This window comes from Methylobacterium sp. 10, assembly GCF_000519085.1.
In the GTDB taxonomy this organism is placed as follows: Bacteria; Pseudomonadota; Alphaproteobacteria; order Rhizobiales; family Beijerinckiaceae; genus Methylobacterium.
In genome coordinates, this window is the sequence record NZ_KI912577.1 from 4,807,085 (window position 1) to 4,820,344 (window position 13,260).

Annotated in this window: 15 protein-coding genes; 6 read left to right on the top strand and 9 right to left on the bottom strand. The window is 66.8% G+C overall.

The window, feature by feature from the left end:
• Positions 1–22: 22 nt before the first annotated feature.
• Entirely contained in the window at positions 23–253 is a 231-nt protein-coding gene (locus tag K368_RS27515) for a hypothetical protein (protein ID WP_245259715.1), read from the bottom strand.
• Between K368_RS27515 and K368_RS26355 the strand changes: the two genes are divergently transcribed.
• On the top strand, positions 180–443 hold the full coding sequence (locus K368_RS26355; RefSeq protein ID WP_245259708.1) for a porin: 264 nt from the start codon (positions 180–182) through the stop codon (positions 441–443). The two genes, K368_RS27515 and K368_RS26355, sit on opposite strands and share 74 nt — an antisense overlap.
• Before the next feature lie 7 nt (positions 444–450).
• On the opposite strand, the gene K368_RS0122705 is transcribed toward K368_RS26355, so the two are convergent.
• The 3 genes from K368_RS0122705 to K368_RS0122715 are packed head-to-tail and all read right to left on the bottom strand — an operon-like array spanning position 451 to position 2,534.
• Entirely contained in the window at positions 451–939 is a 489-nt protein-coding gene (locus K368_RS0122705) for a hypothetical protein (RefSeq protein WP_027174359.1), read from the bottom strand.
• Positions 923–1,348, bottom strand: a complete 426-nt coding sequence (locus K368_RS0122710; RefSeq protein ID WP_027174360.1) for a rod-binding protein — start codon at positions 1,346–1,348, stop codon at positions 923–925. The genes K368_RS0122705 and K368_RS0122710 overlap by 17 nt, the downstream gene beginning before the upstream one ends.
• Before the next feature lie 43 nt (positions 1,349–1,391).
• Positions 1,392–2,534 (bottom strand): flagellar basal body P-ring protein FlgI, encoded by a 1,143-nt coding sequence (locus tag K368_RS0122715; RefSeq protein WP_036267271.1) that lies wholly within the window; start codon positions 2,532–2,534, stop codon positions 1,392–1,394.
• Positions 2,535–2,815: 281 nt separating this feature from the next.
• On the opposite strand from K368_RS0122715, the gene K368_RS0122720 reads away from it, so the two are divergent.
• Positions 2,816–3,247: a flagellar assembly protein FliX gene (locus K368_RS0122720; RefSeq protein ID WP_027174362.1), complete on the top strand. Its 432-nt coding sequence runs from the start codon at positions 2,816–2,818 to the stop codon at positions 3,245–3,247.
• Positions 3,248–3,284: 37 nt separating this feature from the next.
• Here the strand turns inward: K368_RS0122720 and K368_RS0122725 are convergent, their stop codons facing one another.
• Complete coding sequence (locus K368_RS0122725) at positions 3,285–6,293, bottom strand: PAS domain-containing protein (RefSeq protein ID WP_051440145.1); 3,009 nt, start codon at positions 6,291–6,293, stop codon at positions 3,285–3,287.
• A 460-nt stretch (positions 6,294–6,753) separates the two neighbouring features.
• On the opposite strand from K368_RS0122725, the gene dksA reads away from it, so the two are divergent.
• Together dksA and K368_RS27175 are read left to right on the top strand one after the other, a co-directional pair.
• Positions 6,754–7,173, top strand: a complete 420-nt coding sequence (dksA, locus tag K368_RS0122730) for an RNA polymerase-binding protein DksA (RefSeq protein WP_018042608.1) — start codon at positions 6,754–6,756, stop codon at positions 7,171–7,173.
• 218 nt (positions 7,174–7,391) lie between these two features.
• Complete coding sequence (locus K368_RS27175; protein ID WP_197031052.1) at positions 7,392–7,568, top strand: hypothetical protein; 177 nt, start codon at positions 7,392–7,394, stop codon at positions 7,566–7,568.
• A 212-nt stretch (positions 7,569–7,780) separates the two neighbouring features.
• On the opposite strand, the gene flgH is transcribed toward K368_RS27175, so the two are convergent.
• The 4 genes from flgH to flgF all read right to left on the bottom strand — a co-directional run bounded on the left by flgH (position 7,781) and on the right by flgF (position 11,248).
• Positions 7,781–8,548 (bottom strand): flagellar basal body L-ring protein FlgH, encoded by a 768-nt coding sequence (gene flgH / locus K368_RS0122740; protein ID WP_027174364.1) that lies wholly within the window; start codon positions 8,546–8,548, stop codon positions 7,781–7,783.
• Between the two features lie 38 nt (positions 8,549–8,586).
• The gene (gene flgA, locus K368_RS0122745) at positions 8,587–9,636 is read right to left on the bottom strand and encodes a flagellar basal body P-ring formation chaperone FlgA (RefSeq protein WP_027174365.1); all 1,050 of its coding nucleotides are present in this window, start codon (positions 9,634–9,636) and stop codon (positions 8,587–8,589) included.
• 67 nt (positions 9,637–9,703) lie between these two features.
• Positions 9,704–10,495: a flagellar basal-body rod protein FlgG gene (gene flgG / locus K368_RS0122750; protein ID WP_027174366.1), complete on the bottom strand. Its 792-nt coding sequence runs from the start codon at positions 10,493–10,495 to the stop codon at positions 9,704–9,706.
• Positions 10,496–10,507: 12 nt separating this feature from the next.
• Positions 10,508–11,248: a flagellar basal-body rod protein FlgF gene (flgF, locus tag K368_RS0122755; protein ID WP_027174367.1), complete on the bottom strand. Its 741-nt coding sequence runs from the start codon at positions 11,246–11,248 to the stop codon at positions 10,508–10,510.
• A gap of 273 nt (positions 11,249–11,521) precedes the next feature.
• Here flgF and fliL point away from each other — a divergent pair, with 273 nt between their 5' ends.
• On the top strand, positions 11,522–12,019 hold the full coding sequence (fliL, locus tag K368_RS0122760; RefSeq protein ID WP_027174368.1) for a flagellar basal body-associated protein FliL: 498 nt from the start codon (positions 11,522–11,524) through the stop codon (positions 12,017–12,019).
• Positions 12,020–12,042: 23 nt separating this feature from the next.
• Positions 12,043–13,260: a flagellar motor switch protein FliM gene (fliM, locus tag K368_RS0122765; protein WP_027174369.1), complete on the top strand. Its 1,218-nt coding sequence runs from the start codon at positions 12,043–12,045 to the stop codon at positions 13,258–13,260.

A 13,260-nucleotide genomic window follows, 5' to 3' on the forward strand; every position in this document is an offset into this window, starting at 1 on the left:
AGGACGTTTGTTTACTGAAAGGTTACCATAAGTCGGAAGGGAACCCGTATCGATCGTTGGCAGCGGGCAGCGTATCGAGGACTGTTCCGATGCAGCGACGGGGGGCGATACGCATGGTGAGGGCGATATTGATCCGCAGCCTGACTTTCTGCGTGATCACGAACCTGATATCACGCGCCATGGCGCTAGAGCCGTTGCGGTCGGTGCCGCAGCAGGCGGCGAAGCCTTGCCCCAGGCACGGTTCGGGCTTCATCCGCATTCCCGGCTCGGAAACCTGTATCCGGGTCGGCGGACGGGCGGCGACGGGGCTCAATCTCCGTTCTCGCGAAGATGGCCCCGCCATCCGACCGATCGCTAGCGGCCGCCTGGCTGTCGATACCCGCACGAAGACAAATTATGGCCCGGTTCGGACCTATGTCCGGATCAACGCGGGTCAGCGTTGAACCACTTTCATAGGTTGCGCGATAGCACCAGAGGTTGGCTCCGGCCCGCCGGGCCCCTGCCATAAGGTGACGGCGGCTGAGACGGGCGTCCATACACGGTAGCCGTTCTTGAGCGACTCATGTCTTCGGCCAGGGACTTGACTAAGCTCTCGGAGACCGTGCGTGCCGTCGCCAGCACGATCTGACTGGTTTCCACCACCTGGGCGAATCGCCGGTGAGCGGATTTAAGCTCCTCAATGGATTCTGGAGCGAACCGGGCCAATGCAATGGCATTTGCTTTGGCTACCTCCAGGCTCTGCATGTAGGACGCTCCCAGAGCAGTCTTCCGCTCGGTCTGCGAGAGGCCCTGGCGCAGACGCCCGACTCGAACGTGGCTCCCCTCCTCCGAGAGGATGTCCTCCAGCGCCTGCATCGTCTGCATGATATGGGCGATCAGCGCATCTGCCCCGACCTTGTCCGCGATGCGCAGGGATCTCGTCTCAATTGCGGCTTGCATTTCCAGCCTCCTGCATCTTGATCATCTCGCGGTAGACCTGATCGGCGATGCCGATCCCGCCGCTCTTTGCCATTTGGCCCGCATACTCCTTGGTCAGCATCGACCGGTAAACCGCCCCGCCGGTGCCGTTGTCGCCGAGAGGGCCATCGGTGCCCTCCGAGGCGGTAAGCCGCTCCAGCGTCTGCTCTAGGAACATCGTCTCGAACTCGTTGGACGCTTTGCGGGCCTTGATCTCCGCAGGTGTCTTGGCCGTGGCCGAGACCGTCGCTGCCAGTCTGTTGGTGGCAGACGTTGAGCCCGCCTTTGCCGCCTCTTCCTTGAGGCCGTTGCCGACCGATTTGGCGATGTCGCCGACGATAGCCCGGCCGACCCCGATGGCGGCCTTGGCGGCGAGGGGTGCGAACAACATGGTCATCGCCTCGTGGGTGGGAGGAGGAAGGAGAGGAGGTGCATCACATCACCTCGATATCGGCCTGGAGTGCGCCGGCGGCCTTGATGGCCTGCAGGATCGAGATCAGGTCACGGGGGCCGACCCCTAGTGCGTTGAGGCCATCCACCAGCTCACGCAGGGTGACGCCTTCCTTGACCATGGCGAGCTTGTTGCCCTCGCCGGTATCCACCTTGACGCCGGTGCGCGGGACCACCGTGGTCGTGCCGTTGGAGAGCGGCGCCGGCTGGCTCACCTGCGGCTGCTCGGTGATGGTGACGGTGAGATTCCCCTGAGCGATGGCGACGGTGGATACGCGCACGTCGCGGCCCATGACGATGATGCCCGAGCGCTCGTCGACGACGACCCGCGCCGTCTGGTCGGGCTCGATCTTCAGCTGCTCGATCTCGGTGACCATGCGGATCATGTTGCCGTTGTACTTGGCCGGGATCTGCAGGGTGACGGTGGCCGGGTCGGTGGGCTCGGCGGTGTCGGCGCCCATGAAGTCGTTGATCGCGGCGGCGATCCGCTTCGAGGTGGTGAAGTCCGGGTTGCGCAGGGACAGGCGCAGGGAGCGCATGTCGTTCATCTTGAACGCCGTCTCCCGCTCGATCATCGCCCCGTTGGGCACGCGCCCGTTGGTGGGCACCCCGCGCGTGATCTTGGCGGCATCGCCCTCGGCCGAGAAGCCCGCAATGGCGACCGATCCCTGCGCCAGGGCGTAGACCTCGCCATCGGCGCCGAGGAGCGGCGTCACCAGCAGGGTGCCGCCCTGCAGGGACTTGGCGTCGCCCAGGGACGAGACCGTGATGTCGATGCGGTTTCCCTGCGTCGCGAAGGGCGGCAGGCTGGCGGTGACCATCACAGCTGCCAGGTTCTGGGTGCGCATGGTGGCACCCCGGGTGTTGACCCCAAGACGCTCGAGCATCGCCTGGAGGGACTGGCGGGTGAAGGGGATGTTGTTCAGAGTGTCGCCGGTGCCGTTGAGGCCGACGACGATGCCGTAGCCCACGAGCTGGTTCTGGCGCACGCCCTCGATACTCGCGAGATCCTTGACCCGCGACAGGGCGAGGGCTTGGCCGCTCAAGGCGCTGACCAGCGCCAGCATCGCGGCGACGCAGCGAACGAGAGAGACGTATCGATGGGGCCGGGCGATCGCGATTGGCATGATGCGCTTTGCTGGTCGGCGGGGCATGTCGTGATGGTTGGACATGCCGGTTAGTCTGCCAGGACCATGCCAACCGGTTCAATCCAATAAGTATCTGAAATACAACGAATTATCTTGAACCGGCCGTTGCCCTCGCTTATGGCGCCGACTGCTTTCCCTGCCGACCCGGCAGCTTCTGCCCGGTCGTTTACGGATGATTAACCATCGGGGGCGGATTCTGCTGAGCGGAACGATCGTCGTGCCGATGGGCGAAGCGACGCCCTGATTTTCGGAGACGGCTCATGCGCGTCGATAACCGCCTCGTCTCCCACGCCTCGGCCGCACCCTCGCCCGCCTTGCGCAGGACGGGTGCGACCCCTTCCTTCCTGCTTGGCGCTGATGCGGCCGCGACCACCTCTTCGGCCACCACCGCACCGACCACATCGCTGGCGGGGCTCGACGCGATCCTGACCCTGCAGGGCCAGGGAGAGCAGCCCGGCGAGCGCCGCCGGCGCTTCGCCAAGCGTGGCCACGACCTTCTCGACGGCCTCGATCGGCTGAAGGCCTCCCTGGTGATGGGAAGGGTTTCGACGCGGGAACTCCAAGCCATTGCAAGCCGCCTCTCGGAGCGTGCCGAGTCCAGCGGCGATCCGCGCCTAGACGGGCTCATCGCCGATATCGAGCTTCGCGCAGCGGTGGAACTCGCCAAGCTGTCGGCCGCTCAAGCCACCTGACGGGGCTTGCCGTCGGAAGCGAGGGCCTTCCTCCGCTTCAGGTTTCCATCATCTCGCGGATGCGTCCAGCCAGGATCTCCACCGGAAACGGCTTGGTGATCATCTGCATGCCCGGATCGAGCTGACCGTTGCCGAAAATGGCGTTCTCGGCATAGCCGGTGATGAACAGGACCTTCAGACCGGGCCGGGTTTCGCGGGCCTGATCAGCGAGCTGGCGGCCGTTGAGGCCGGGAAGGCCGACATCGGTCACGAGCAGGTCGACGCGCTCCTGCGTGAGCAGGATCTTGAGGCCGGACAGACCGTCCGATGCCGAGATCGTGCGGTAGCCGAGGTCTTCCAGCACGTCGACGATGAGGTCGCGTACCACCCCCTCGTCCTCGACAACGAGGACGGTCTCACCCGCGCCGATGCGGGCGACCCCCGCGAGGGTGTCCGCCGGGCCCGACTCCGTCACCGTTTCGACGGAGCGGGGCAGGTAGAGCTTCACCGCCGTGCCGTGACCGACGTGCGAGTCGATCTTGGCATGGCCGTCCGATTGCCGGGCGAAGCCGTAGATCATCGACAGGCCGAGGCCGGTCCCCTGCCCCAGGGGCTTCGTGGTGAAGAACGGGTCGAAGGCCCGGGCGATGACCTCGGCCGGCATGCCGGTGCCCGTATCCGACACGACTATGCTGACATACGCGCCCGGCTCCACCCCCGGATGCAGCCGGGCATAGGCGCGGTCGAGTTCGGTGTTGGCGGTTTCGATGCGGAGGCGGCCGCCATCCGGCATGGCATCGCGGGCATTGATGGCGAGGTTGAGGATCGCGTTCTCGAGCTGGTGCGGATCGCACAGGGTCAGCCACAGCCCCTCCCCCATGACGATGTCGAGGGAGATCGTCTCGCCGATCGTCCGGCGCAGGAGGTCTTCGAGGGATGCGATCAGGGCGTTGCCATCGACCAGCTTCGGATCGAGCGGCTGGCGCCTGGCGAAGGCGAGGAGCCGGTGGGTCAGCGCCGCGGCCCGGTTGGCGGAGGACATCGCCGCCTTGGCGTAGCGCTCGATGTTCTCCATCCGGCCTTGCGACAGGCGGGTCTGCATCAGGTCGAGGGAGCCGACGATACCGGTGAGCAAGTTGTTGAAATCATGAGCGATACCGCCGGTGAGCTGTCCGACGGCCTCCATCTTCTGGGCCTGACGCAAGGCGTCTTCGGCGAGTTCGAGGGCGACCGCCTGCTCGCGCTCGGCCGTGGTGTTGCGGCCGCTGGCATAGATCCGCCCATCCTCGAACGCGCCCGTCCAGGCGAACCAGCGGTAGCTGCCGTCGGCGTGGCGCAGCCGGAACTCGAAGGGTTCGGTGAGCGGTTCGGCAACGATGGCCGAGAAGGTGGAACAGACGGCGTCGCGGTCGTCGGGATAGGCGAGATCCGCGAAGGATCGGCCGGCGAGATCGTCGGATGTCCAGCCGAGAAGGGTCGTCCAGGCGGTGTTGACCGCCGCGATCCGGCTGTCCGCTTCCGTGACCATCAGCAGATCCTGCGACAGACGCCAGGCCCTGTCGCGTTCCTGGGTCCGCTCCTGGACTTCCTGGGTTCGGGCCTGGACCTGCTGTTCCAGCGTCTCGTTCAGGCGCCTCAGGGCGTCTTCGGCGAGGGCTCGGTCGGTGACGTCGTGCCCCTCGGCGAAGATGCCGGTGACGGTGCCGTCAGCCTCCGTGATCGGCTGGTAGACGAGGTTGAGGATGCGCTGTTCGAGGCCGCCGTCGCGTCCGGACTGGATCGTCACCGGCATGTTCCGGCCGATGAAGGGCCGCCCCGTCGCGTAGACCTCGTCGAGAAGCTCGAAGAAGCCCTGCCCCTCCACCTCCGGCAACGCCTCGCGGACGCTGATCCCGATGATGTCGCGGTGGCCGACGAGCTGGAGATAGGCCTCGTTGGTGTACTCGAACACGTGCGAGGGCCCGTTCAGGACGCACATGAAACCGGGCGCGTCCTGGAACAGCGTGCGCAATCGGTCGCGCTCCGCCGTCCTCTGCCGGACTTCCGAGAGAAGAGCCTCGTTGGCCTGCCTCAGGGCTTCGGCCGCCTCTTGACGCATGCGGACGGCTTCGGCCAGGACGGCGTTGCGCTCGCGCTCGGCCTCATAGGCCGAGACGCTGGCGAGACTCGACGAGATCTGTCCGGCTAAGAGCTTGAGAAAGCTCAGGTAATCGTCATCGATGGGTCGGTGCGGGTTCAGCCCCACCGTCACGATGCCCAGCGGCGCGCTTCCACCCTGTCCGACCAGGGGCAGGCTCACCGCCTTCGCCGGCGGCCTCGACCAGTCGCCTGTCGGCCAGTTCTGCGCCGGATCGAGATCGACGATCGTCTCGCGTCCGGTGCCGCCGAGCAAGCCCGCGACGGGGCCGGCGGGATCGACGACCTCCGGTTGGGCGGCATGGTCCGCCGACATTCCGGTGGCGGCGGCGAGACGGGCGAGGCTGCCCCCGTCGGAGAGATGGATGGCGCTGAAGGGCAGATCGCGGCGGGCCTCGCCGAGGCTGGCCTCCACCGCCCGCAGGACATCGGAGCGGCTCTCCGCCCGCGCGAGACTCTCGCCGAGAAGACGCAGGATTCCGAGCCGCCGCTCGCTGATGACACGGTCCGTCTCTTCGCTGACCGCACAGAACAGGCCGCCCACCGTTCCGTCGTCGGCGAAGACCGGACTGTAGGAAAAAGTGTGATACGTTTCCTCGGGATAGCCGTTGCGCTCCAGGAGCAGCAGCAGCCCGCGATCCCAGGTCGCTTCGCCATCCTCGTAGACGCTTCGGATGCGCGCCTCGATGTCGTCCCAGATCTCGGCCCAGAGGATTTTGGTGGGTTTCGCGAGGGATTCCGGGTGTTTGAGGCCGAGCGTCGGACGGTAGGCGTCGTTGTAGAAGAACGCGATGTCCGGCCCCCAGCCGAGCCACATCTCGAACCGCGAGGTCAGGAGGATGCGCAAGGCGACCTTCAGCGCCTCGGGCCACCCTTCCGGCGGCCCGAGCGGGGTCTGCGACCAGTCCTTGGCCCGCATCAGGGCCGCCATCTCGCTTGCCCCGACGAAGATCTCCGAATGTCCGGCTCTGGGCTTCGGCAAGGATCGGCTTTCCGGCACTCTCAGGGCCTCGGTTGCGTATGGCGGGCGGGATCAGGCGGTCGGTTACACGGACTTGCGTGAACCGACCCTATAGGTGACGCCGGACCGGCCGCAAACCGGCCTGTCTCCTCCCTCCGAGGCATTCGCGAGGGGGCGAACCACCGCCATCCGACGCCGTTTCGACCGCCATCGAACGGTCCCTGGCACCGCCATCCGGCCTGGCTTTCGCCCTCGGGACGGGGGCGTCGCATGGCGGATGCACCCGTTGCGTGTTTGTCGCAGGGGCCGCGCAACATCACATCCAGAGGGGCTAGGACCATCGGGTGCGTTGTAGTGTCGGGCGCCCTCAAGTATAGGCACGCGAAACATCGCCGCGTACCGGCTGTGACGGACTTGCGAAGGGGCGAGGATGGCGACAGTCAAGATCGACGACGGTTACGTGCCGTCCGAGGACGAGCCGTTCATGAACGAACGGCAGCGTGAGTATTTCCGCCGCAAGCTGGTGGGATGGAAGGCCGACATCCTGCGTGAAGCGCAGGATACGCTCGTGGCACTTCAGACCGAGAACGAGAATCATCCCGATCTGGCCGACCGCGCCTCGTCGGAGACCGACCGGGCGATCGAATTGCGGGCCCGCGACCGCCAGCGCAAGCTCACCGGCAAGATCGACGCGGCATTGGCCCGCATCGAGGACAGAAGCTACGGATATTGCGAGGAGACCGGCGAGCCGATCTCGCTGAAGCGCCTCGACGCCCGGCCCATCGCGACCTTGTCGCTGGAGGCGCAGGAGCGCCACGAGCGACGCGAACGCGTCTATCGCGACGAGTAGCGTCGCTGGGGTGGCTCGTCGAACGGACCTGCCGCGACACCGGTCGTCGTGGCAGGTTTCGGCGGCAGGCTTCTATGGGCGGCCTTGAAGTTTTCGATCCTGATTGTCTCGCTGAGCGTTCAATAAAAGCTTGGCCTTAACCGGCTTTTGCCGGTCCGGAACCTTCGCCCTGTTGTCACGATTACTGATACGACTCCGCGTCTATCAAGGATCGTGAAATGGACAATGAAGTTCTCATCTTAGTGCTCGCGCTCTCAACCTTCGCGCTCGTCGTCGGCGTGGCGATGTGGCAGCGCGCACGCGTCGCCAAGCTCAAGAAGGACCCCGAACGCTCGGCCTTCGTCGACAACCACGGCACGGCCCCGCGCCCCAATCGGCCCGGCACCGAGCATTGATCGGGACCGTCCGTCCCAGCTTGTCTACTGGATTTACACATCCGCCCGATGGCTGTTCCTCTATCCAAGAGGGTTCGACGTGAGGCGCGACGGTCCCCCTCTCCTGGAAGGAGGGGGGACCCGAGCGGTCGGCGAGATCTTTGGACACCGAAGCCCGGCGTGCAGGTTCCGAGACGCAGAACCCGTGACCGCTTGGGCAAAACCGCTCAGCCTCAGAACGGCAGCAGGATGTCGACGAGCTGCTGGCCGTAGCGGGGCTGCTGCACGTCGGTGATCTGGCCGCGACCGCCATAGGCGATGCGGGCCTGGGCGATCTTTGAGGAATCGATCGTGTTGTCGGATTCGATGTCCTCCGGCCGCACCACGCCGGCGACGATGAGCTCGCGCACCTCGAAGTTGATGCGGATCTCCTGTTTGCCCTCCACCACCAGGTTCCCGTTGGGAAGGACCTGATTGACGATGGCGGCGATGTTGGTCGTCACCGTCTCGTTGCGCTGGACCGAGCCGGAACCGTCGCTGGACGAGGTCGACGTCCCGGCGATGAGCTTGTCCGGGCTGATCCCGGCGGCGGCGATGGCGGCGCTGCTCTCCAGGCCGAAAGCGTTGGGGAGCCCAAGTCCTTCGGCGTTGGAGCGGGAGCGCTTCGTCTCGTTGTTCAGGTTGGCCCTGTCGGTGACGTTGACCTTGATCGTCACGAGGTCGCCGATCCGGGCGGCGCGCTGGTCCTTGAAGAAGGCGCGCGATCCCGTCCGCCACAGGGAATTGGGTGCGTAGGAGACGGGCTGCACGTCCGGCATCGGCAGGCGCACCGGGCGGTAGCCCGGCTGCGAGGTCGGATCCTCGATGGAGGAGAGCGCCGGCGTGGCGCCCACCTGCGACAGCCTGTCCACCGTGTTGCACGCGCCCAGGGCCGAGCAGGCGAGCAGGATAGCGGCGAGGGCGAGCGGCGTCTTGACGAGGGGTAGGGAGCGGTCGGTCATGGGAGCCAGCTTCTCTCGGTCAGATGATCGGGGCGGTGTCAGCGGCCGGCGTCGAACGCCGCACTGGCCTGGCGGCCGATGCTGGCGGTGGAGCTGACCGAGACGCGGCCGGGGCCGATCACGGTGGCGGCGAGGGTCTTCTTGGAGACGGGATTGGTGACGGTGATCGCCGCGCCCAGCCGTCCGTTCTCGTTGGCTTGTCCACGCAGGGAGAGGTTGAGGCCGGGCGCGTCGAACACGATGGTCACGGCCTCGCCGCGCTGGACCAGATCCGCCGGGGCGATGTCGCCGGACCGGAGAATGGAGCCGGCGCTCAGGCTGCGCTGGGCGACCTGACCGATGGAGACCACGGACCCGGCCTGGGCATCCGGGGGGGTCGCCTCGCGGGGGCGGCGCTCGACGGTGACGTCGCCGGCGCTCACCGTGTCGCCGCGGTTGAGCGTGCGGGAGACGATCTGGACCTCGCGGATTTCCTGCACCTGCCCGGCCACGCGCAGGGATGCCTGGCGCTCGCCCAGGGTGATGAGGGCGGCGACCCGCTTCAGGCGCGGATCGTAGGTGACGTCGAGGGCCGCCGCCTGGCCATCGAGATCCAGCGGCGCCAGGAGGACGGTGTTCTCGCCATCGAGGCGGAGGGCAAGGTTGCGCGGGTCGAGGCCGTAGGCCGTCTCGAGCACGCGCTTGATCGCGGCCTCGATCTCGGTGGGGCCGACACGCCGGGCGGCGCGCTGCACCGAGACCTGGTTCCGGCCTCCGGTCTCGATCTCGCCGAGGCCGAGGGGGGCTACCGCATCGGCGATGCGGCGGGCCTGGATGGTCCCCGACGCACCGAGCGCCGGGGCGCGGAACAGCGGGCGCCGCGCCAGATCCGCCGGCGCGCCTTCCACCAGATCGCCGAGGGTCAGGATGTCCCCGCGCGCGGTGACGTCGCCGCGCAGGCGCAGCCGCTGGCCACCCTCCTCGGCGAGAACCTGGACGGTCATGAAGCCGAGGGCCGCGAGGGCGAAGAACGCGCGCACGACGATACCGGGCGTGAGCGTGCCGACGCGGCGCGGCCGGGCGGTGGGGATCTGTCTCAGGGCGTACATGGCGCGACGCTTTCGGAGGCGGGCTGAAACGAAGAGGCGAAGTGGGGACGCCAGGACGGACGAACCGTCAGGCGCGGAACATCTGCGAAGTCGTGGAGAGCATCTGGTCGGCCGCCGTGACGACCTTCGAATTCATCTCGTAGGCACGCTGCGCGGCGATCAGCGACGAGATCTCGGTGACGGCGTTGACGTTCGCTTCTTCGAGGTAGCTCTGCTGCAGGTTGCCGAAGCCCTCCGAGCCCGGCAGGCCGTTGATGGCGGGGCCGGAGGCGGCGGTCTCGATGAACAGGTTGTCGCCGATGGATTCGAGGCCGACCTTGTTGACGAAGCGGGCGAGCTGGAACTGGCCGAGATTCTGCGGCGCGGTCTGCCCCGGCACCGTCGCCTGGATCGAGCCCTGCGCGCTGATGGTGACGGCGGTGGCATTGTTGGGCACCGTGATGCCCGGGTCCACGAGATAGCCGTCGCGGGTGACGAGCTGGCCCTGGGCCGAGAGGTCGAACGAGCCGTCGCGGCTGTAGGCGGTGCGGCCGTCGGGCATGGTCACCCGGAACAGGCCCTCGCCGCGGATGGCGACGTCGTATTCCTTCTCCGTCGAGGTGAGCGTGCCCTGCGACATCGTCCGGGCGGTGGAGGTCGTCTTCACGCCCGAGCCGATGGCGAGGCCGGCGGGAAGCTGCGTGTTCTGGTCCGAGGTGGACGAGCCGGCCCGGCGCAGGTTCTGGTAGAGCAGGTCCTGGAAATGGGCGGTCTGGCGCTTGTAGCCGGTGGTGCGCAGGTTCGCGATGTTGTTCGAGATGACCTGGACGTTGAGTTCCTGGGCCGCCATGCCCGTGGCGGCTGCGTAGAGGGCGCGCATGGCCTGGGTTCCTTAGGCGACGTCGGCGAGGCGGCGGATCGCCGTGCCACGCAATTCGTCCAGGCGCGAGATGACGCCCGAGACCATGGTGTAGGTGCGGTTCACGTCCATCAGCCGGGTCATCTCGATGACCGGCTTGACGTTCGAGCGTTCGAGGGCACCCGATTCGAGGCGGCCGTTCAGGCCGGCGGCCACCGGGGCCGCCGCCGACCCGTAGAGATTGGTGCCTTCGTTGGTGAGGGCCTGCGGGTTGGCGAAGGTCACCATCCGCACGCGACCGCGGATGCCGAGATTGGTGGAGACCGTGCCGTCCGGCCCGATCGAGAGGCCGGTCTCCTGGGCGTTGATCTGGATCGGGCCGCCCTCGCCCTGCACGGCGTAGCCGTCGCTGGTGACGAGATTGCCCTGGGGGTCGGTCTCGAAGGCGCCGTTGCGGGTGTAGCGGTCGCCGTTCGGCGTGCGGACCACGAGAAAAGCCTCCCCGCGCACCGCCACGTGGAGCGGGTTGCCCGTCTGCTCGATCGGTCCCTGGGCGAGGTCGAGGGCCGTGCCCTGGTCGACGACGTAGGAGACGCGCCGGTCGGTCCGCTGGAACGAGTCGGCGCTCGCCACCGGCATCAGATATTCCTGGAACCGCGAAGTACGGCCTTTGAATCCCGTGGTGGAGACGTTCGCCATGTTGTTGGCGATCACGTCGAGCTCACGCTGCAGGGCGACCTGACTGGAGACTCCGACAAACAGCGCGTTCTGCATGGATCGAATAAGCCTTGGGCTGCGGCGACGTTAACGATACCCGCACGGCCCGTGCCAGCGCCGTAGATTAGAAAAATCGCAATCGATACAGTACCTTGCTCCCCTGTGAGGGGCTTCGTGCCGTCCTGCCGCCGCATCCCCGCGGCAAGAACCACCCGGCAGGTTTTGCCGCCTTAACGAGACGTTAACCGTAACGGTCGATAGATCCCTCCATGGGGTCGCGGGGGGCTCAGCGCCGGCCGCACCCTGGGACGAGATTCGGAGGGGGCGACCATGGCCAAGAAGCCCAAGACGGTCCCCGCGGCTGACGGCGAGGACGCCGCCGGCGAAGTCCCGAAGGGCAGCAAGAAGAAGATCATCATGATCGGCGCGGCCGTGCTGCTCCTGGCCGGCGGCGGCGGGTTCTTCATGATGAAGAAGAAGGGCGGCGACGATCACGCCGCAATCGAGGTGAAGAAGCCCCTGGTCTTCCTCGAGGTCCGCGAGATGACGATCAACCTCACCACCGAGCCCGGCCAGGACAAGCAGCGGACGGCCAAGGTCAAAGTGTCCCTCGAACTGAAGGACGCCAAGGTGGAGGGCGAGGTGAAGCCGCTGATGCCGCGCATCGAGGATACCTTCCAGATCTACCTGCGCGAGTTGCGCCCGAGCGACCTCGCCGGCTCGGCCGGACTGTACCGGCTCCGCGAGGAACTGCTCCGCCGGGTCAACGTCGCGATCTACCCGGCACGGGCCGAAGCCGTGCTCTTCAAGGACGTGATCGTCCAGTAACCCCCATCGGTGTCGAGACGGTCATGGCAGGTCCCGAAGACGAGATCGAAGAGGACGATTGGGCAGCCGCCCTGATCGCGGAGAACGCCGAGGGCGGCGAGACCTCGCTGGCCGACGAGTGGGGCGCGGCGCTGGCCGAGCAGGGCACGAGCACGCATGCCAGCGACGTCGCCGCCGAATGGGCGACGATGATCGAGGACGGGGAGACCGACAATCTCCCCGAGCTCGCGGGCAACGACCGCATCCTCAACCAGGACGAGATCGACGGCGTCCTCGGCTTCTCCTTGCGCGAATTGTCGGCCTCGGGCGCCGGCGGTGTCCGCGCCATCGTCGATTCGGGCGTCGTTCAGTACGAACGCCTGCCGATGCTGGAGATCGTCTTCGACCGGATGATCCGGTTGTTGTCCACCAGCCTGCGCAACTTCTTCCAGGACAACGTCGAGGTCACCCTCGACAACATCACCTCGGTCCGCTTCGGCGATTACCTCAACGCGATTCCGCTGCCGACCCTGCTCGGGGTGTTCCGGGCCGATGCCTGGGAGAATTCCGGCCTCGTCACGGTGGAGTCGAACCTCGCCTACTCGACCCTCGACCTGCTGCTGGGCGGCAAGCGCGGCGGCTCCGCGACCCGCCTCGACGGGCGTCCGTTCACGACGATCGAGATGCAGCTGGTGCGCCGCCTCGTCGAGATCATCCTCAGCGACCTCGAACTCTCGTTCCAGCCGCTCTCCCCGGTCCGCTTCGGCATCGACCGGATCGAGACCAACCCGCGCTTCGCCACGATCACCCGGCCCGCCAACGCCGCCATCCTGATCAGCCTCAAGCTCGACATGGACGGCCGCGGCGGCCAGCTGCAGATCCTGTTTCCCTACGCCACGATCGAGCCGATCCGTGAACTGCTCATGCAGAGCTTCATGGGCGAGAAGCTCGGCCGCGACCACACCTGGGAAAGCCACCTCGCCACCGAGATCTGGCAGGCCGACGCCACCATGGAGGCGGTCCTCCACGAGATGATGCTGCCCTTGAAGAAGGTGATGTCCCTGAAGGTCGGCGACACGCTGATGTTCGACACCAAGCCCACCGACCTCATCAACGTCCGCTGCGGCGACTGGGCCCTGACGCAGGGGCGCATCGGCCGGGTGGACGACAACATCTCGGTGCAGCTCACGCGACCGCTGCGGCGCTCCCGCACCACGCTCCAGGCCTTCGAGGCCTCCATGAACAACCGCAACGACGGGTGA

What these genes read in the sequence shown, in the direction of transcription:
- fliM (WP_027174369.1), top strand. Translation starts at nt 12,043, where the DNA reads ATGGCAGGTCCCGAAGACGAGATCGAAGAGGACGATTGGGCAGCCGCC.
- K368_RS0122705 (WP_027174359.1), bottom strand. Translation starts at nt 939, where the DNA reads ATGCAAGCCGCAATTGAGACGAGATCCCTGCGCATCGCGGACAAGGTC.
- K368_RS0122725 (WP_051440145.1), bottom strand. Translation starts at nt 6,293, where the DNA reads ATGGCGGCCCTGATGCGGGCCAAGGACTGGTCGCAGACCCCGCTCGGG.
- K368_RS0122715 (WP_036267271.1), bottom strand. Translation starts at nt 2,534, where the DNA reads ATGCCAATCGCGATCGCCCGGCCCCATCGATACGTCTCTCTCGTTCGC.
- flgA (WP_027174365.1), bottom strand. Translation starts at nt 9,636, where the DNA reads ATGTACGCCCTGAGACAGATCCCCACCGCCCGGCCGCGCCGCGTCGGC.
- flgG (WP_027174366.1), bottom strand. Translation starts at nt 10,495, where the DNA reads ATGCGCGCCCTCTACGCAGCCGCCACGGGCATGGCGGCCCAGGAACTC.
- flgH (WP_027174364.1), bottom strand. Translation starts at nt 8,548, where the DNA reads ATGACCGACCGCTCCCTACCCCTCGTCAAGACGCCGCTCGCCCTCGCC.
- K368_RS26355 (WP_245259708.1), top strand. Translation starts at nt 180, where the DNA reads ATGGCGCTAGAGCCGTTGCGGTCGGTGCCGCAGCAGGCGGCGAAGCCT.
- K368_RS27515 (WP_245259715.1), bottom strand. Translation starts at nt 253, where the DNA reads ATGAAGCCCGAACCGTGCCTGGGGCAAGGCTTCGCCGCCTGCTGCGGC.
- flgF (WP_027174367.1), bottom strand. Translation starts at nt 11,248, where the DNA reads ATGCAGAACGCGCTGTTTGTCGGAGTCTCCAGTCAGGTCGCCCTGCAG.
- K368_RS0122710 (WP_027174360.1), bottom strand. Translation starts at nt 1,348, where the DNA reads ATGTTGTTCGCACCCCTCGCCGCCAAGGCCGCCATCGGGGTCGGCCGG.
- K368_RS27175 (WP_197031052.1), top strand. Translation starts at nt 7,392, where the DNA reads ATGGACAATGAAGTTCTCATCTTAGTGCTCGCGCTCTCAACCTTCGCG.
- dksA (WP_018042608.1), top strand. Translation starts at nt 6,754, where the DNA reads ATGGCGACAGTCAAGATCGACGACGGTTACGTGCCGTCCGAGGACGAG.
- fliL (WP_027174368.1), top strand. Translation starts at nt 11,522, where the DNA reads ATGGCCAAGAAGCCCAAGACGGTCCCCGCGGCTGACGGCGAGGACGCC.
- K368_RS0122720 (WP_027174362.1), top strand. Translation starts at nt 2,816, where the DNA reads ATGCGCGTCGATAACCGCCTCGTCTCCCACGCCTCGGCCGCACCCTCG.